Here is a 16,707-nt window from a genome sequence, read left to right as displayed (position 1 = left end):
TAATGCGCAAGAGAAAGAGAGGTCAGGCCGCTTTGGGCTGTTTCTCATACAGGAAATGCAGCACTTGCTGGCGATAGCGCTGATACTGCGCGTCGTCGGCCAGCGAAACGCGCGAGCGCGGGCGCTCCAGCTCCACCGCCATAATTTCGCCAATGCTCGCCGCCGGGCCGTTGGTCATCATCAACACGCGGTCAGAGAGCAGCACCGCCTCATCCACGTCGTGGGTGATCAGCACAATGGTGGTGTGCAGGCGCTGTTGGATCTCCATCACCGCATCCTGTAAATGGGCGCGGGTTAAAGCGTCGAGCGCGCCGAAAGGCTCATCCATCAGCAGGACGCTCGGTTTCATCGCCAGCGCGCGGGCAATGCCGACACGCTGCTTCATGCCGCCGGAGATCTCGTGCGGGCGCTTATTCCACGCGTGGGACATATGCACCAGATCCAGGTTGTGCATGATCCATTCATGCATCTCCACTTTGCTCATTTCGCCGCGAAACACCTGGCGCACCGCCAGCCCGACGTTGTCGTACGCCGTCAGCCACGGCAGCAGCGAATGGTTCTGAAACACCACGCCGCGCTCCGGCCCCGGGCCGTCGATTTCGCGGTTGTTGCACAGCAGACCGCCGCTGGTGGGCAGCGTCAGCCCGGCAATCAAATTCAGCAACGTGGATTTGCCGCAGCCGGAGTGACCAATCAGGCTGAGGGTTTCGCCGGGGTGAATGTCAAAGCTAACGTTATCAAGCGCCAGAAACTCGCCGCTGCTGGTATTAAAACGCTGGCTCACCTGCTGAACCTGGATAATCGGATTGGTACGCATCAGAGCCCCCTAGCGGTTGGTGTAGTTAAAACGGTTAGCAATCCACATCAGCGCCTGTTCGAGCAGCAGGCCGACCACGCCAATCACCACAATGGCGATGATGATGTGTTCCACATTCAGGTTGTTCCACTCGTTCCAGATCCAGAAACCGATGCCGATACCGCCGGTCAGCATTTCTGCCGCCACAATCACCAGCCAGGCGATGCCAATCGATAACCGCATGCCGGTGAGGATGCCCGGCAGCGCGGCGGGCAGCAGGATTTTGCGCATGATGGCGAACTCGGAGAGTTTCAGAACCCGCGCGACATTCAGGTAATCCTGCGGGATCTGCCGCACGCCTTCAGCGGTGTTGAGGATCATCGGCCAGATGGAGCAGATGAAAATCGTCCAGCTTGAGGCCGGTTCCGCACGCTGGAACAGCAGCAAACCTATTGGCAGCCAGGCCAGTGGGCTGACCGGGCGCAGCAGCGAGATGAGCGGGTTGAGCATGCTGGCGACAAAACGAAAGCGGCCAATCAAAAAACCGGTGGGAATACCGACCAGTGCGGCAAGGCCAAAACCGGTCGCCACGCGCTCTAATGAGGCCAGCACGTTCCAGCCAATGCCCTGATCGTTCGGCCCGGCGACATAAAACGGATCGGCGAAAATCTCCAGCGCCGCCAGCCACGTTTGCCACGGCGTGGGGAAGTTTTTGCTGTTCAGCGCCGCCACCTGCCACAGGCAGAGCAGCAGGCCGATGCCGAGCAGCGCAGGCACCACGCGCTGCATCAGCGGGCGAAACAATGACGGGCGGCGACGTACGCGCACTTTGGCGGGCAGCGTAACGATCTCTGCCTGCTGGGGAATTTTCGCCGCTTCGTCCAGCGGGATCGGGATAACTTGCGCCTGGTTTTTCATCAGCGACCTCTCATTTTTTTACGCTAAAGCCGTTGGCGTAGGCGGCAGGGTTACTGCCGTCCCAGCGAACGCCATCCATCAACACGCTGCTGCGCATATCGCTGTCCGGCAGCGAAACATTGCCCACGCTGGCGGCGGCCTGTTTGTAGATATCAATGCGGTTCACCTGGCGGGCGATGGCGAGGTAGTCCGGATCGTCTGTGAGCAGTCCCCAGCGCTTGTGCTGGGTGAGGAACCACATGCCATCGGAGAGCCACGGGTAGTTGACCGAGCCATCGTGGAAGAAGCGCATCGCGTGCTGATCTTTCCAGCTTTTGCCAATGCCGTTGTCGTACTGGCCGAGCATGCGGCCAACGATGGTCTCTTCTTTCGTGTTGAGATAAGCGCGCCCGGCAATCACCTTCGCCGTTTCGCGGCGGTTATCGTCCGAGGCGTCAATCCAGCGTGAGGCTTCCAGGATCGCGGCGGTCAGCGCGCGGGCGCTGTTGGGGTTCTTTTCAACCCAATCGGCGCGCGTACCGAGCACTTTTTCCGGGTGATCCGGCCAGATATCCTGGCTGGTCGCGGCGGTAAAACCGATACCATCGCTGATCGCGCGCTGGTTCCAGGGTTCGCCAACGCAGTAGCCGACCATGTTGCCAATTTTCATGTTCATCACCATTTGCGGCGGTGGCACCACCACGCTGCGGATGTCGTTGAGCGGATTAATACCCGCGCTCGCCAGCCAGTAGTTGAGCCACATGGCGTGGGTGCCGGTCGGAAAGGTCTGGGCAAAGGTGTACGTGCCCGCGGGACTGGCGGTGAGATGCTTTGCCAGCGCGGGCAAATCGGTGACACCCGCCTCGTGCAGCGCATTAGCGAGCGTGATCCCCTGCCCGTTCTGGTTGAGGGTCATCAGCGCCGCCATGTTGGTTTGCGGCGCAGAAAGCCCCATTTGCAGACCGTAAAGCTGGCCGTAGAGAATGTGCGAGGCGTTCAATTCACCAGAAAGAAGTTTGTCGCGCACCGACGCCCAGTTGGCTTCTTTGCTCGGCAAAATGGTGATGCCATATTTTTTGTCGAAGCCTTTCACCGCCGCCATCACCACCGAGGCGCAGTCAGTGAGCGGAATAAAGCCCACGCGGATCTCTTTAAGCTCCGGTGCGTCAGAACCGGCGGCCCAGGCGCGGTTGATGACGCCCGGCACCAGCAGACTGCCGCCGAGCGCCGCACTGCCCAGTAAAAACTGACGGCGGGAAACCGTCATACCTTTCGTGTTGTTATCACTCATGCCACCCTCGCGCTGCTCACCGTTGTGGGATGCAAAAAAAACGGCGTCCATAAGCCTGTGCAAAGCTGCACGCTTATGGACGCCGTTGTCCGCTTAACGCTAAACCGACCGCCGTTGGCCGGGTGCGCGTTGTGATTTTTTCTGTCCTGGAAGGTTAAAGCAAAGGCTGTGCCAGAATTGAAAGCGGCGGATTTCGCGGCACATTGCCGCTAACAACCCAGCGCGGCGCACTGCGGAAGGGCACTTTTCGCACTGGCAATGTGCAGCTACTCCTTAAGGGTTAGCCTGAAAAACATCGGCCACCGCCAGCATGGCGCTGGCGATTTCTATCAGCTTTTTGTTCTGGTTCATCGCCATACGCCGCAGGGTTTTGTAGGCCTCTTCTTCGCTGATTTGCCGGTGCTGCATCAACATGCTCTTCGCGCGCTCAATCTGCTTGCGCTCGTTGAGCGTTTCGCGCAGCGCCGCCAGTTCTGTGTCCAGCGCCTGCAAGCGCCGAGACTGCTGCTGCACCAGCACCAGCAGTGAACGGCCAAGCTGCGGGCGAACGCCGCCGCTCTCCAGCCAGCCGTGGGCGTCGCTAAAGACTGAGTAACTGCTCTCTTCGTTCTCGTATGCGGGCATCAGGCTTTCGATATCGGCGAGTTGCTCATTATTGGCCTGCTCGGTGGCGGCAATGCGTGCCCGGCAGTGCGCCATCAGCGTTTGCGCCAGCGCATCTTCCAGGGTTTTCATCTCGTCAATGCGCTGGGTGGCAAGGGCAAACCAGCGCAGGCAACTGTCGGCGTCGTAAAGCTCACGCCCGGTGCAGGCAATGCGCCGCAGCCGTTCAAACTGGCTGTCGGTCGCCATCTGCTGCCAGCGCAGGCGGTGTTCATCGTCGGCGAAATCGGCGAAGGTGGCGAAACAGCGCTCCTGGCGTTCAATCAGGCTGAGCAATTTCTGCTGCGTCTCTTCGCTGAATGTACCAGCGGCAAAGGCCGCCGCACCGGTCGCCCGCTCCTGACCTGCGTACTCTTTGCCCTGCATAAAGCTGAACATGGCGATCAAATGCCTGGAGATGGCCGGTTCGGCGGCGGTGTCAGACAGCTCAAACACCAGCGACAACAGATGGCGAATGATGTCGTTAAAGAAGCTCATCGCCTGCGGTAAACGCAGCGTGCGCTGGCGGATTTGCTGGCGTAACGCAGGCAGCAAACTGAGGGCGTACACGACGCTGGCGACGTGGCTGAACAGACGGCTGGCCTGCGGCAGCGCGGCAATCTGCTGCTCCAGCGTGTCGAGTTGCGCCATCAGCGGTGCTTGTGCCTGCGCCACCTCTTGTTCGCGCAGGATCAACTCATCAGCAAATTGCCCCTTGCTTGAGCAAAGGAACATATTGGAGGTTCCGCGCTCGCGTTGCAGCATGTGCACAAGCTGGCTGATCTTGCCCACCAGCTCGCCGCTTTGCAGCAGATAACGCAGGCTGTTGAGCTCACACTGGCGCGAGGCGAGCAGGAAACGGATGGTGGTCGATGAATTGGCTATCATGCGTATGCTCCAGGGAAGTCCTGCTTCCCTGATGCAAGGCGCGCGCCAGGTAGAACGGCTTTAGCCGCGCGGCAGCGTCGCCCGAACCATGGCGATGATGACCGCACAAAGTTCCTCTTTCGCCTGCGACTCGCTAATCGCACCCTGCACCGCCGCCCAGGCGAGCCCTTCGGCGGCACCCAGCATGGCCCACAGCGGCGCATCGCGCAGCGGTTCACCGCAAAATGGCGCAAACAGAGTGCGGCACTTGCCGATGAAATCGACGGCGTATTCGCGGCGGATAGTTTCCAGCTCCGGCGTACCGGCGAGCGCCGCCAGTAAACTTGGCATTTCGCGGCCCTGAAACAGCACGCACTCAATATAAGCGGTGGCGATAACCGACGCGCGCGCGGCAAGTTCCGGCGCGGTCTTTGCCAGCGCATCATCCATTTTGCGGTTCTGGCGTTGATCATATTCGCGATAGAGCGCCGCCAGCAGCCCGGAACGGCTGGTGAAATGATCGTACACCACTGGCTTTGTGACACCGGCTAGCTCCGCCAGATGGCCGAGCGTCAGCGCTTCGGTGCCCTCTTGGCGAATAATGTGCCACGCGACATCCACAAGCTGCAAATAGCGATCTTCCCGCGACAAGCGCTGACGCACACGCGTTTCCGCCATGATGTTTCTCCCTTGACAGGCTTATATACTAAAAGTAACTTACTAATGGTAGGTTACTGTTCGTATATAAGACTACGTCCGTTAACGGCGGATGGCAATCCAGGAGGTTCAGATGCATGCGTTAATCGTGGTTTCGCACCCTTTAGCAAGCTCGTTAACCCACAGCGTGGCGAAAGCTGTTGCACAGGGGATAACGGATAAAAATGGGGAAAATAGCACAGAATTTGCCGATCTGACGCAAGAAGGCTTTAACCCGGTGTTTAATGCGGCAGATTACACCGCCTTTGCCGAAGGCGCGCCGCTGCCCGCCGATGTGCTTGCCGAGCAGGCGCGCATTGAGAAAGCCGATGCGCTGGTGCTGGTGTTCCCCATTTACTGGTGGACCATGCCCGGCCAGTTAAAAGGCTGGATTGACCGGGTGTTTTCCAACGGATGGGCCTATGAAGAGGGCGCAAACGGCAAGGTCTCCGGCAAACTTGGGCATTTACCTGTCCACCTTATCGCCCTGGGCGGCGCAGACATGAAAACCTTTGAAAAGCATGGCTATGCACAATCCTGGAAGACGCAGATCGCCCACGGCATTTTTGATTATTGCGGCGCGCCTGTGCTCACCAATGCCACGCTGATGCTGCCTGATTTCGGCACACCGGAAGCGTTATTACGTGAGGCGCAAAAAATTGGCGAGCGAATATTTACTCACCAGCAGTAAAACTCACACTTTACCCGCGAAAACCCGCCACCCAGGCGGGTTTAAAAGGGCACCGTTATCCACGCACCAAAGAACCAGCACTGCGTTACATTGCTTTTTATCGACCTTAAGCAAAATAGCCATGCCGGTACGCGTTATTAGCGGTTATTTCTCTTTTTATCCTGCCGAACAAAGGCGGAAAAAATGCCCGACGGCGAAACTATCGCCATCGGCAATTATCTCCTGCAACCACCATTTTGCCGCCGCTTACTGACCGGAAAAGTAGCGGCGACGCAGAGCGCGGTCGCTACCGGCGACAAAATACCCGGATGCAGCATCAATCCACTGCGTGGTTTCATACAGGTATTTTGGCGACACCGCGCCTGCAACGATGCGTTGTTGCGAGCGCGCCACCGATTCACGAAACGCATAGTGGGTGAACAGACGCATAAACTCCCCAAGATAAACATCTGCCACGGCAGCGTTGCCCTTGATCACCAGCATGTTTTCATCATTGGTGTCGGTGGACGCGGCGGAAAAATTCGCCGAACCGACAATCACAATCGGCTCCGGGCCAAGCGGGTCGATCAACAAATATTTGGTGTGAATGTACGTGACGTGCGTCTCTTCTACCGGGCTTTCGATCTCTTTCAGCCAGCGGTCAAAGGCGTTCAGCACCAGGTTCTGCCCAACGGCGATGGTGACATTTGGATGTTTGCGGATACGGTCGATTTCCGCCGCTTGTTGCTTGTACTGACTGCCGGAACCTTTTTTCTCCAGCAAGGCGAAGCGTAACACCTCGTCGGTGCGATCCCAGGCGGGGACAAACAGTTTGTTCATGCCAAAAGCGAAAGTGCCGAACAACGCGCGTTGCGCGCCCGCAGCCAGTTGGGCGTACCACTCCAGTGCGGTGAGCGAGGTGCGCGGCGAAAAGACGGTGCTCACTTCATCGCGCCACGGAACCGGCGGCGCGGCGGTGATCGTTTCGACTTTTTTCGCCGTTGGCGCGCGGGTTAAATCCTGCAACAGCAGTTGCCAGTAGGTTTCGTACTGCTCCGCCACGCGAGGATCGCGAACGATGTGCGCATTATTCGAGTGACCGAAAATGCCGTTTTCGCTGAGATTAGTGGAACCGGTCCAGACCTGCTGCGACACACCCTGGCGCCGCAAAACAAAGAACTTGTTATGCATATAGCGACCGGAGTGGATGCGCGGGTGCGTCAGCGCCTCGATGCCGCTGTGCGCCAGATGTTTTTCATTGGACTCACGCTGCGAGTCGCCGTCGTAAATCACGCTCACGGTCACGCCGCGCGCGGCAGCGCTTTTTAACGCGTCATAGATGCGGCTGTTTTTGAATTCAAAAAAGGCACCGTGCAGCTCATCACCTTTATCAGCCTGGCCGATAAACCGCTCCAGCCCTTCCAGCAGGCCGCGCGACAGCCACTTCCAGGCCGCATCGCCAATCTCCGCCGGGCTGGCATTATGAAAGCGCCGGGCATACTCCTGTGAGGCAATCGCTCCGCGGTTGAAGAAAATCGCGTGCTCGCCGTTATCCACCGGCTCGGTTAGTACCGTTAGTTGCACCGCATCGCCCGGCGTTAACGCCCCGGCAGGCCCGCGCATGGCGACAATTTCGTAGCGATATTCCGCGTTGGGCGCAACGCTGTAATCAGACCATTGAAAGGTCTGGAAAGGGTGTCTGAACGAGGAGACCGGCACGCCCGGCGCGGGCGTCGGCTCGACGCTGGCGAAGGTTTTCATACCGTTTAGCCAGATAACCTCCCCGTCGCTTTTTCGCGTGCGCTGAATGGCGAAACCGAGAATATTACCGGCGAGGATATGCTGCTCGGGCATATCCCAGCCCAGCAACACCACATAGCTGCCCGCCACCGCTAACGCCGTTAACTCACCTTGCTGCCCGCTAACACGCATGGTTTACCCTCCGCCGAATCAGAGACTCACACTCCCGCGACACGCCGTATCAAATTATAAACCGGATGTATGACGTGACGGTGATGTCGCCAGCATCAGCAGCGCCTGGCGGGAAACGTGATTTTTTTCGAATAGAAATCGCCATTGCGGCGTTAACTCACTACTCACGCTACCGAAGGAACTCAAAATGAAAACGCTCGCCCCGCTGTTGCTGTCGCTATTTTTGTTGCCTGCCGCGCAGGTTTTCGCCGCCGGAGACGATAATACCAACAGTAAAACGCCAGACTGCCCGAGCGGGCAGGTTTATGACAGCACGCTCAAACAGTGTGTGGCGGAAAAAAGCAGCCGCCTCAGCGACGACGATAAAACCCATTACGCTTATCATCTGGCGAAAAAAGGGGAGTATCAGGCGGCGCTGAATCTGCTGGATACGCTGAAAAACGCCAATACCGCCGAAGCCTGGAACTACCGGGGTTACGCCACGCGCAAACTGGGTCGCACCGATGAAGGCATTGGCTATTATCAGCGTTCGCTGGCGCTCAACCCGCAGTATGCGAAAGTGCGGGAATATCTCGGTGAAGCGTGGCTGGTGAAAGGCCGCCCGGATCTGGCAAAAGAGCAACTGAAAACCATCGCCACGCTTTGCGGTGTGCAATGCGAAGAGTATCGCGATTTGCAGGCGGCGATTAATGGTCACCCTGAGTCCTGACGACCGGTGCGAGGAGCGTAAAATCACCACCAGTGACGTTCGCCAGCAACTTGCTGCACATCTGACACGCCTGTGGCGCTATGGGCTGGTTCTGTCGCGCAACCGCGAGGTTGCCGAAGAACTGGTGCAGTCGACCTGCGTTCGCGCACTCGAAAAGAGTGCGCAATTTACCCCCGGCACGCGCATAGACAGCTGGCTGTTCGCCATTCTGCACTCGATCTGGATCTCCGATCTGCGCGCGCGTCGTGTGCGGATGGGGCAAGGTTTTGTGGAGAGTGATGAACTGCTGGTGGCGGATACCCACGCTCAGGATGACGCGCGGCGGCATTACGCGAAAGTTATGCAGCACGTCAGCGCGCTGCCGGAGGCGCAGCGCAATACCGTATTTCTGGTTTATGTCGAAGGGTTTACCTATCAGGAAGCGGCAGACACGCTCGCAGTGCCTATCGGCACGATCATGAGCCGGCTGGCGAGCGCACGCGCGACGCTGGCGAAAAAAGCCACTACGCCGCCAAAACCCCAGGAGAAACGCTCGTGAAACCCAGCATGTTTACACCGCCCTATCAGGATGACGCGATTGTCGCCTGGCTCGATGGCGAGATGAGTGAAGCGGATGCGCAACAATTTGAGAGCCAGCTTGCACAAGACGAACAGCTCGCCAGCCGTACCGAGGCGCTAAAACAGGATCGTGCGGATTTCGCCGAGGCCTTCGCACCGCTGCTTCATGAGGCTCCCGAAGCGCGCATGCAGGCGCGGTTGAACGAGCTGCTGGCTTCGCCCCGCTCATCCACAGGCATCAGCCGCCGTTCGCTGATTGCCGCGTCGCTCAGTTTTCTGGTCATTGGCGGCGGGCTTGGCTATTTCGCAAGGCCACTGGCGCTGGCGCGTGATGAGAGCGAGAAAATCCGCGATCTTGAGGCGCAATATATGTCGCTGTATAGCGCGGAAACGCTGCTGGATGCAGACAGCTCGCCCACGGCATTGCAACGCGGGCTGGCGCGCACAGCGCAGGATATTGGCTTAAACGTGAAGATGGCGCAACTTGCCCTGACCGGCGCAGAACTGAAGATGGTGCGCATGCTGCGTTATGACAGCACCTCGATTGCGCAAATCGCGTGGATGGATGCGGAATATGGCCCGATGGCGCTGTGTATTTCGCCTGAACGACATGCCCAAACGCGCGCCTTAACGCCTGAACATCGCCACGATATGCACCTCGTCTGGTGGCAACAACGCGGCTATCAATTTGTGCTGATAGGCCGAAACCCACCGCCGCAATTGTCCCTACACGCGCAGGCGCTGCACGCTGCGCTGTCATAAGTCGCGCCCGCCACGGTTTACGCTGGCTGGCGAGCTTGAGCTTGGACTTGAGCCTGGGCCTGGGCCTGGGCCTGGGCCTGGGCCTGGGCCTGCGCATGGATTTCAATATTTATCGTTACCGTGTCGTCCACCAGCATGGCGAACTTATCCATGTTAAATGCCGAACGGGAGATCGCGGTGGTGGCATGGAGTGACAGTTGTCCCGAATCCGCCCGGCCCTGTTTTTGCAGCGTGGCGTCGAGGATCACCGGGCGGCGAATATTTTTTACCGCCAGGGAGCCAAAAACCCGGAAATGCCCGTCGCCTAAATCCACCACCCGGCTACTGCTAAAGGCGATTGTCGGGTAGTGCTCCGCATCAAAAAACAGGCTGCTTTTCAACTGGTAAGTCAGCAGGCTGTTAGAGGCGATAAGTGTCGCAACGGGGATCGTCACGTTGATGCGATCCTCCCTCTCCTGCGCCGGATTCAGCGTTACGTCGCCACTTACGCCATCAAGATGCGCCTGTGACACGCCGCCAAAGGCGTGCCAGGAGAGCGCAACCGTGGTTGCCGGCGTGGCGATACGGTAGCTGAGCGGCATCGCCTGTGCTCCCGGCGCGCTTAAAAGGCCAATCATGATGGCTGGAATGATGCGTTTCATAAATGGATTCTCCGGATTGCAGATATCCCGTAAACGCACCAGGCGGGAATTTTATTCGTTATAACGTCTTTTGCTTACAAAATTGTCAGTTAACGGTCAGGCAATTGTTAGCGGCAACGCTTTATATTATTGACGTCAGTTATAGGTAATCATCAGGGCCTGGGTCATGAAACTCCTTTTAATCGAAGATGAAGAGAAAATTTCGTCTTACATCAACACCGCGCTTCGCGAGCAAGGTTACAACGTCGATGTCTGCGCCGACGGGCGCGAAGGGTTATTCCTGGCAACGGAGATGGACTACGACGCCATTATCCTGGATGTCATGCTGCCGTCAATGGACGGGTATGCCGTCATCACCAGCCTGCGCAAACTGAAACAGACGCCGGTGCTGATGCTTTCCGCGCGCGGTTCACTTGATGAGCGGGTTAAAGGGCTGCGACTGGGCGCGGATGATTACCTGACCAAACCGTTTTCGCTGATTGAGCTGGTGGCGCGCATTCAGGCGCTGCTGCGCCGCCGACCGACCGATGGGCTTGATATTTCACAGTTGCAGGTCCACAACCTGCAGCTCGATCTGCTCGCGCGCAAAGTGTACCGCAACGGTACGCGCATCGACCTGACGCAAAAGGAGTTTGCCCTGCTAAGTCTGCTCGCCAGGCACCAGGGGGAAGTGCTGTCGAAAATGATGATTGCCGAGCAGGTCTGGGATATGAACTTTGAAAGCGACGCCAATATTGTCGAAGTCGCGATCAAACGTTTACGCGCCAAAATCGACTCCCCGTTTGAAGAGAAGCTGCTGCACACCGTGCGCGGCATGGGTTACATCCTTGAGTATCGCGACGAAGATCCCGGCAAGATGAGTGCGTATGTTTAAACGTTCTATTTCCCGCAAGCTGGCGCTGACGTTTGCGGTGGTCACCTTATGTATTGCCCTCGCCTATGCGCTTTGCCTGCGGGAATCGCTGCGCGAATCGCTGAATAAACAGATGCATAACGAATTGATGTTCCGCTACTCGCTGGTGGAGCCGTTGATCGTTTCCAAGTTTAATCACCATGAACTCGATGAACTCAAAACCAAGCTGATGAGCCTGAGTAACTCGGAAGGCGGGCGCGTTCACTACTGGATTTTAAGCAGCGATCCGGCGCTACAAGTGGGTGGCGAGCCGCCAAAAGAGATCGATCTCAACGCCCTTACCGATGGCTTCAGCCGCATTAACCGGGAAAAAACCGACCAGTGTCCGCTGTTTATTCTGACGAAAACCATTCGCTACCGCGATGGCGTGACGCCGCTGCATTTTGTGGTTTCTATCGACTCCACGCCGTATATGGGCACGCTGAATGAATTTACCCAGGTGCTGATTTTTATCACCACCATGGGCGTGCTGTTCGTGACCTTTTTAGGCTTTGTTATCTCCCGCCAGGGGATGCAACCGGTGGAACTCCTCAGCCAGCAGGCGCGTGAACTTGCGCCAGGGATTGACGGCCAGCGGCTGGACGCCACCGCGCTACCGCAGGAGTTGCAGGGTCTGGCGGAAGCCTTTAACGGCGTGCTCGCCCGCCAGCAAATTGCATGGCGACAACTGGAAAGTTTTAACGCCGATGTGGCGCACGAGTTGAGAACGCCGCTCTCGAGCATTCTCGGCCAGACGCAGCTAGCCCTCTCGCGCAAACGCAGCCATGAGGAACTCGAAGCCTGCCTCGAATCAAACCTTGAGGAGGTAAACCGCATGACGTCGATCGTCAACGACATGCTGTTCTTGTCCCATGCGCAAACCGGCAAACATCCGGCGCAGCTTGCGGAAGTGTCGCTGCGCGAGGAGGCGTTAAAAACGGCCGAATATACCGAACCTTCATTCACCGATCGCCATTTGCAATTACTGATCGAAGGTGATGTGACGATCTGCGTCGACAGGCGCTTATTTACCCGCTCGCTCGCCAATTTGCTGGAAAACAGCGCCCGCTACGCCTACGAAAATAGCCAGGTCACGGTCACGTTGAGTCGTAATGATCAGCATGCGACGGTGAGCGTTAAAAATTACGGCGATGCCATTGAAAGCCACCATCTGGAAAGATTGTTTGAGCGCTTTTACCGCGCCGATCACGCCAGAACGCAAAGCGATACCAACCACGGGCTTGGGCTGTCGATTGTCAAAGCGGTGGCGCAAATGCATGGCGGTGATGTCTTTGCCACCAGCCAGAACGGCGAAAATACCTTTGGCTTTACGCTGGCGCTAAATAAATAGCGCCAGCTATTCCCTGACAGCTTTGACAGAATGGCGTCATTCGGCCGTCAGGGTTCCGCCAATATACTGCTCATGCCCACTCATTGGTTTTTTCTTCTTCAAGGAACCGCGCATGAACAACCACACGATTATTATCATTGCCCGTATCTTAATCACCCCGCTGTTTTTATATAGCGGCAGCGGGAAAATAATCAACTTCACCGATAACGTGTTAAAAACGCCGTTTGGCGATATGCTTATTGGCAGACTGATGATTATTTTTGCCATTGCCATTGAGCTGGGTGGCAGCATTGCATTTATTGTTGGTTATCGGGTAAAAGAAATATCGCTGTTGTGGATCTTCTATATTTTTCTCACCAGTATTATGTTCCATCAATTCTGGGCGGCAAGTGGCCCCCAGCAAGCCGGACAAGTGATTCAATTCACCAAAAACATGAGTATTTGCGCCGGTCTGCTCTGTTTCTACCTGCTGGCGCGCGAACCACAAAAATCATAGCCAGCAAAAAGGCGCCTTGCACGGCGCCTTTTTCAATATCTGAATAATTACCCCCGGTCTTTAGCAAATGAAAGATCGGGGGTAATTGCACGCGATTATTTATACAGAATCGCATTACCATAAATATACTCATCGCCACCGGCGGAGATGATTTTATAGTATTTCGCATTATCTTTTTCAGCGGCTTGCTGAACTTGCGCTTCGAGATCCGCAACCGTATCGGCTTTGGCAATTGAAATGGTGCCCATCGGCACCAGGCCACTATCGTCGGTGACTGGTTGCGCGGCAAACGCGCCGAAAGAGATAGCACTAAACAGTGTTGCAGCAAGCACGGTGTTAATAATGGTTTTCATAATAAAGCTCCGCATAAAAGAGGGGGTAATAATCATGTTTCAACGTAAGCGATATTACGCAGCGCATGCTGACCAACGGCTGACAGTTTTATAACAACTTTGTCAGACTGGCGTTATTTACAGGATTAGACATTTCTTTGAATAAAAGAAAAAACGGACCGCAATGCATAATCAAACATTCACCCATAGCGAAACGAATTAAAGAAAGTAATTAGTGGTGTAGCGACGTGTAATAAAGTGTGAATACTGTAACGCTTAGGCCTGGAGTTTTCCGACAATCCCGGTAAAGCCGATATTCATCGCTATGCTTACTGAACGACTTTTTCATTCAGTATGGCAACGGTAATGCCGCTGATAACGCATCACGACGGAGGTAACATGAAAATAGTAATGGTGCTGACATCCCACAGCGAACTGGGTAATACCGGTAAAAAAACCGGTTTCTGGCTTGAAGAGTTCGCCGCCCCTTATTACGTATTCAAAGACGCGGGCGCCGAGGTTGTGCTCGCCTCGCCCGCCGGTGGTCAGCCACCGCTCGATCCGAAAAGCGATCTGCCGGATTTTCAGACCGAACTGACCCACCGTTTTAAAGCCGACCCGGCGGCCCAGCAGGCGCTGGCTAACACCGTTAAACTCGATAGCATACGCGCCGGGGATTTTGACGCTCTCTTTTACCCCGGCGGCCACGGCCCGCTGTGGGATCTGGCCGAATCCGACACCTCGATTGCGCTGATTGAAGCATTTGAACGTGCCGGTAAACCGGTGAGTTTTGTCTGCCACGCGCCGGGCGTGTTGCGTCATGTGAAAACCGCCGCCGGCGATCCGCTGGTGAAAGGACGTAAAGTGACCGGCTTTACTAACGGCGAAGAAGCGGATGTTGAGCTGACCAACGTAGTGCCGTTTCTGGTGGAGGACGAATTGATATCGCTCGGCGCGAAGTATGACAAAGGGCCGAACTGGGCACCGTTCGTCGTCGAAGACGGGAAACTGATCACCGGGCAAAACCCGGCCAGTTCCGAAGCCGTGGCGAAAGCGTTAGTCGCCATGCTGAGATAATGCGTGTTGCCGCCATTACCCGCAGCGTAATGGCGGCGCCTCGCAGCCCCTTTTTGCGCAGCTACGCAGTGCCATCCAGAAATAGTTGAACCGTACTTATCCCCGCCTGCCCCACCTCTTTAACGATAAATTGCCCAAAATGTGAAGGCCCGCAAAGCACCAGGTCAACCAGAGACAATTTTGGAGCCTTATGAAATACCCGCACCGATAACCCTCCCGTATACTTGTTTCAACCGAAGAAAAAAGTCATTTTGGTTAGGCGCACCGCCAGTACGAAGAGAGAGAAACGAGTCCGGCTGGCGGATCATCGGACAATGAGGGTCGTTTTTATGGAAAAGAAACATATTTACCTGTTTTGTTCTGCGGGCATGTCGACGTCATTGCTGGTGTCGAAGATGCGCACCCAGGCGGAAAAATATGAAGTCCCGGTCATTATTGAAGCATTTCCCGAGACACTCGCCAGTGAAAAAGGCCCGCAGGCCGATGTTGTTTTATTAGGTCCACAAATCGCCTGGATGTTACCGGATATCCAGCGTCTGCTTCCCAATAAGCCTGTCGAAGTGATCGACGCCTCGCTGTACGGCAAAGTCGATGGTTTAGGTGTTCTGAAGGCCGCCGTGGCGGCAATAAAAAAAGCCGCCGCCAACTAAACGTTTTGCGTTCGCTTATCACACAGTGATCCCACACATTCACCGCAATGTTGCATTGCGGTATTTAAGGGTATTTTCTATGAGTAATGCCATTGCTTCACTTGAAAAGATACTGGTGCCTTTTGCGGTAAAAATCGGCAAACAGCCACATGTTAACGCCATTAAAAACGGCTTTATCCGCTTAATGCCGTTGACCCTCGCCGGGGCGATGTTTGTCTTAATTAATAACGTGTTCCTGAGTTTTGGCGAAGGATCGTTCTTTTATTCGTTGGGCATTCGGCTGGATGCCTCAACCATTGAAACGCTGAACAGTTTTAAAGGCATCGGCGGCAACGTCTATAACGGCACGCTGGGCATTATGTCGCTGATGGCCCCCTTCTTTATCGGCATGGCGCTGGCGGAAGAGCGCAAAGTGGATGCGCTGGCCGCCGGGTTGTTATCGATTGCCGCGTTTATGACCGTCACGCCGTATAGCGTCGGTGAATCTTACGCCGTTGGCGCCAACTGGTTAGGCGGGGCGAATATTATTTCCGGGATTATCATTGGCCTGGCCGTGGCGGAAATGTTCACCTTTATTGTGCGACGCAACTGGGTGATCACCTTGCCAGACAGTGTACCGGCTTCGGTGGCGCGCTCGTTCTCCGCGCTGATCCCCGGTTTTATTATTCTGTCGATTATGGGCATTATCGCCTGGGCGCTGAATCACTACGGCACCAATTTCCATCAAATTATCATGGACACCATCTCCACGCCGCTGGCTTCGCTGGGCAGTGTGGTCGGCTGGGCATATGTACTGTTTGTGCCGCTGCTGTGGTTTTTCGGCATCCATGGTTCGCTGGCGCTGACCGCGCTGGACAGCGGCATCATGACGCCATGGGCGCTGGAAAATATTTCTGTCTATCAACAATATGGCTCGGTTGAAGCGGCGCTGGCAGCGGGTAAAACGTTCCATGTCTGGGCGAAACCGATGCTCGACTCGTATATCTTCCTGGGCGGCAGCGGCGCAACGCTGGGGCTGATTATCGCCATCTTCCTCGCTTCACGTCGCGCGGATTACCGCCAGGTGGCGAAGCTGGGTCTGCCTTCCGGCCTGTTCCAGATTAACGAACCGATTTTGTTCGGCCTGCCGATCATCATGAACCCGGTGATGTTTATCCCCTTCATTCTGGTGCAGCCGATACTTGCCGCCATTACGCTGCTGGCCTACTACACCGGCTTTATTCCACCGATCACCAACATTGCACCGTGGACAATGCCAACCGGGCTGGGCGCATTCTTTAACACCAACGGCAGTATCGCCGCGCTGCTGCTCGCGCTGTTCAACTTAGGCATTGCGACGCTGGTTTACCTGCCGTTCGTGATGGTCGCCAACAAAGCGCAGAACGCCATTGAGCAGGAAGAGAGCGAAGAAGATATCGCTAATGCACTGAAATTCTGACCGAACCCGG

Annotated in this window: 18 protein-coding genes; 10 read left to right on the top strand and 8 right to left on the bottom strand. The window is 56.1% G+C overall.

Features of this window, described 5'->3' with window-relative positions; genetic code table 11:
- Positions 1-22 precede the first annotated feature (22 nt).
- The 5 genes from RT644_RS05785 to RT644_RS05765 form a co-directional block, all read right to left on the bottom strand.
- The gene (locus RT644_RS05785; protein WP_020454985.1) at positions 23-817 is read right to left on the bottom strand and encodes an ABC transporter ATP-binding protein; all 795 of its coding nucleotides are present in this window, start codon (positions 815-817) and stop codon (positions 23-25) included.
- Between the two features lie 9 nt (positions 818-826).
- Positions 827-1,714, bottom strand: coding sequence for a nitrate ABC transporter permease (ntrB, locus tag RT644_RS05780; RefSeq protein ID WP_020454986.1), 888 nt, complete (start codon positions 1,712-1,714; stop codon positions 827-829).
- 10 nt (positions 1,715-1,724) lie between these two features.
- Positions 1,725-2,984, bottom strand: a complete 1,260-nt coding sequence (locus RT644_RS05775; protein WP_313626121.1) for a CmpA/NrtA family ABC transporter substrate-binding protein — start codon at positions 2,982-2,984, stop codon at positions 1,725-1,727.
- 273 nt (positions 2,985-3,257) lie between these two features.
- A complete protein-coding gene (locus RT644_RS05770) occupies positions 3,258-4,514 on the bottom strand; it encodes a nitrate- and nitrite sensing domain-containing protein (RefSeq protein WP_313626120.1) in 1,257 nt (418 codons plus the stop codon).
- Positions 4,515-4,574: 60 nt separating this feature from the next.
- Positions 4,575-5,171 carry a TetR/AcrR family transcriptional regulator gene (locus tag RT644_RS05765; RefSeq protein WP_313626119.1) on the bottom strand — a complete coding sequence of 199 codons (597 nt, stop codon included), beginning with the start codon at positions 5,169-5,171 and terminating at the stop codon, positions 4,575-4,577.
- A 112-nt stretch (positions 5,172-5,283) separates the two neighbouring features.
- Here RT644_RS05765 and RT644_RS05760 point away from each other — a divergent pair, with 112 nt between their 5' ends.
- Positions 5,284-5,880: an NAD(P)H-dependent oxidoreductase gene (locus tag RT644_RS05760; RefSeq protein WP_313626118.1), complete on the top strand. Its 597-nt coding sequence runs from the start codon at positions 5,284-5,286 to the stop codon at positions 5,878-5,880.
- 246 nt (positions 5,881-6,126) lie between these two features.
- Here the strand turns inward: RT644_RS05760 and RT644_RS05755 are convergent, their stop codons facing one another.
- On the bottom strand, positions 6,127-7,791 hold the full coding sequence (locus RT644_RS05755) for a phospholipase D-like domain-containing protein (protein WP_313626117.1): 1,665 nt from the start codon (positions 7,789-7,791) through the stop codon (positions 6,127-6,129).
- Positions 7,792-7,978: 187 nt separating this feature from the next.
- On the opposite strand from RT644_RS05755, the gene RT644_RS05750 reads away from it, so the two are divergent.
- The 3 genes from RT644_RS05750 to RT644_RS05740 are packed head-to-tail and all read left to right on the top strand — an operon-like array spanning position 7,979 to position 9,820.
- Complete coding sequence (locus RT644_RS05750; RefSeq protein ID WP_020454992.1) at positions 7,979-8,500, top strand: tetratricopeptide repeat protein; 522 nt, start codon at positions 7,979-7,981, stop codon at positions 8,498-8,500.
- On the top strand, positions 8,481-9,038 hold the full coding sequence (locus tag RT644_RS05745) for a sigma-70 family RNA polymerase sigma factor (protein WP_313626116.1): 558 nt from the start codon (positions 8,481-8,483) through the stop codon (positions 9,036-9,038). Before RT644_RS05750 ends, RT644_RS05745 begins: the two co-directional genes overlap by 20 nt.
- Positions 9,035-9,820 (top strand): hypothetical protein, encoded by a 786-nt coding sequence (locus tag RT644_RS05740; protein ID WP_313626115.1) that lies wholly within the window; start codon positions 9,035-9,037, stop codon positions 9,818-9,820. Before RT644_RS05745 ends, RT644_RS05740 begins: the two co-directional genes overlap by 4 nt.
- Before the next feature lie 17 nt (positions 9,821-9,837).
- Here RT644_RS05740 and RT644_RS05735 read toward each other — a convergent pair whose 3' ends face one another.
- Entirely contained in the window at positions 9,838-10,461 is a 624-nt protein-coding gene (locus tag RT644_RS05735; protein WP_313626114.1) for a YceI family protein, read from the bottom strand.
- A gap of 166 nt (positions 10,462-10,627) precedes the next feature.
- On the opposite strand from RT644_RS05735, the gene RT644_RS05730 reads away from it, so the two are divergent.
- The 3 genes from RT644_RS05730 (at position 10,628) to RT644_RS05720 (ending at position 13,200) form a co-directional block, all read left to right on the top strand.
- A complete protein-coding gene (locus tag RT644_RS05730; RefSeq protein ID WP_020454996.1) occupies positions 10,628-11,335 on the top strand; it encodes a heavy metal response regulator transcription factor in 708 nt (235 codons plus the stop codon).
- Positions 11,328-12,704: a heavy metal sensor histidine kinase gene (locus tag RT644_RS05725; RefSeq protein ID WP_020454997.1), complete on the top strand. Its 1,377-nt coding sequence runs from the start codon at positions 11,328-11,330 to the stop codon at positions 12,702-12,704. Before RT644_RS05730 ends, RT644_RS05725 begins: the two co-directional genes overlap by 8 nt.
- A 112-nt stretch (positions 12,705-12,816) precedes the next feature.
- On the top strand, positions 12,817-13,200 hold the full coding sequence (locus RT644_RS05720) for a DoxX family protein (RefSeq protein WP_045511094.1): 384 nt from the start codon (positions 12,817-12,819) through the stop codon (positions 13,198-13,200).
- Positions 13,201-13,295: 95 nt separating this feature from the next.
- On the opposite strand, the gene RT644_RS05715 is transcribed toward RT644_RS05720, so the two are convergent.
- Entirely contained in the window at positions 13,296-13,553 is a 258-nt protein-coding gene (locus tag RT644_RS05715; protein WP_020454999.1) for a YdgH/BhsA/McbA-like domain containing protein, read from the bottom strand.
- 378 nt (positions 13,554-13,931) lie between these two features.
- Here RT644_RS05715 and RT644_RS05710 point away from each other — a divergent pair, with 378 nt between their 5' ends.
- The 3 genes from RT644_RS05710 (at position 13,932) to chbC (ending at position 16,697) form a co-directional block, all read left to right on the top strand.
- Positions 13,932-14,609 carry a type 1 glutamine amidotransferase domain-containing protein gene (locus tag RT644_RS05710; protein ID WP_045511097.1) on the top strand — a complete coding sequence of 226 codons (678 nt, stop codon included), beginning with the start codon at positions 13,932-13,934 and terminating at the stop codon, positions 14,607-14,609.
- 314 nt (positions 14,610-14,923) lie between these two features.
- A complete protein-coding gene (locus tag RT644_RS05705) occupies positions 14,924-15,259 on the top strand; it encodes a PTS sugar transporter subunit IIB (RefSeq protein ID WP_071925221.1) in 336 nt (111 codons plus the stop codon).
- A gap of 79 nt (positions 15,260-15,338) precedes the next feature.
- Entirely contained in the window at positions 15,339-16,697 is a 1,359-nt protein-coding gene (chbC, locus tag RT644_RS05700; RefSeq protein WP_020455001.1) for a PTS N,N'-diacetylchitobiose transporter subunit IIC, read from the top strand.
- The last annotated feature ends 10 nt before the right edge of the window (positions 16,698-16,707 follow it).

Origin of the sequence: Kosakonia sp. (assembly GCF_032104925.1) — a bacterium.
Lineage (GTDB): Bacteria > Pseudomonadota > Gammaproteobacteria > Enterobacterales > Enterobacteriaceae > Kosakonia.
Note: the sequence above shows the minus strand (reverse complement) of the source record. Positions and strands in the feature narration are given on the sequence as shown.

Coding starts and splice junctions, on each gene's coding strand:
- RT644_RS05785 (WP_020454985.1), bottom strand. CDS start 817: ATGCGTACCAATCCGATTATCCAGGTTCAGCAGGTGAGCCAGCGTTTT.
- ntrB (WP_020454986.1), bottom strand. CDS start 1,714: ATGAAAAACCAGGCGCAAGTTATCCCGATCCCGCTGGACGAAGCGGCG.
- RT644_RS05775 (WP_313626121.1), bottom strand. CDS start 2,984: ATGAGTGATAACAACACGAAAGGTATGACGGTTTCCCGCCGTCAGTTT.
- RT644_RS05770 (WP_313626120.1), bottom strand. CDS start 4,514: ATGATAGCCAATTCATCGACCACCATCCGTTTCCTGCTCGCCTCGCGC.
- RT644_RS05765 (WP_313626119.1), bottom strand. CDS start 5,171: ATGGCGGAAACGCGTGTGCGTCAGCGCTTGTCGCGGGAAGATCGCTAT.
- RT644_RS05760 (WP_313626118.1), top strand. CDS start 5,284: ATGCATGCGTTAATCGTGGTTTCGCACCCTTTAGCAAGCTCGTTAACC.
- RT644_RS05755 (WP_313626117.1), bottom strand. CDS start 7,791: ATGCGTGTTAGCGGGCAGCAAGGTGAGTTAACGGCGTTAGCGGTGGCG.
- RT644_RS05750 (WP_020454992.1), top strand. CDS start 7,979: ATGAAAACGCTCGCCCCGCTGTTGCTGTCGCTATTTTTGTTGCCTGCC.
- RT644_RS05745 (WP_313626116.1), top strand. CDS start 8,481: ATGGTCACCCTGAGTCCTGACGACCGGTGCGAGGAGCGTAAAATCACC.
- RT644_RS05735 (WP_313626114.1), bottom strand. CDS start 10,461: ATGAAACGCATCATTCCAGCCATCATGATTGGCCTTTTAAGCGCGCCG.
- RT644_RS05730 (WP_020454996.1), top strand. CDS start 10,628: ATGAAACTCCTTTTAATCGAAGATGAAGAGAAAATTTCGTCTTACATC.
- RT644_RS05725 (WP_020454997.1), top strand. CDS start 11,328: ATGTTTAAACGTTCTATTTCCCGCAAGCTGGCGCTGACGTTTGCGGTG.
- RT644_RS05720 (WP_045511094.1), top strand. CDS start 12,817: ATGAACAACCACACGATTATTATCATTGCCCGTATCTTAATCACCCCG.
- RT644_RS05715 (WP_020454999.1), bottom strand. CDS start 13,553: ATGAAAACCATTATTAACACCGTGCTTGCTGCAACACTGTTTAGTGCT.
- RT644_RS05710 (WP_045511097.1), top strand. CDS start 13,932: ATGAAAATAGTAATGGTGCTGACATCCCACAGCGAACTGGGTAATACC.
- RT644_RS05705 (WP_071925221.1), top strand. CDS start 14,924: ATGAGGGTCGTTTTTATGGAAAAGAAACATATTTACCTGTTTTGTTCT.
- chbC (WP_020455001.1), top strand. CDS start 15,339: ATGAGTAATGCCATTGCTTCACTTGAAAAGATACTGGTGCCTTTTGCG.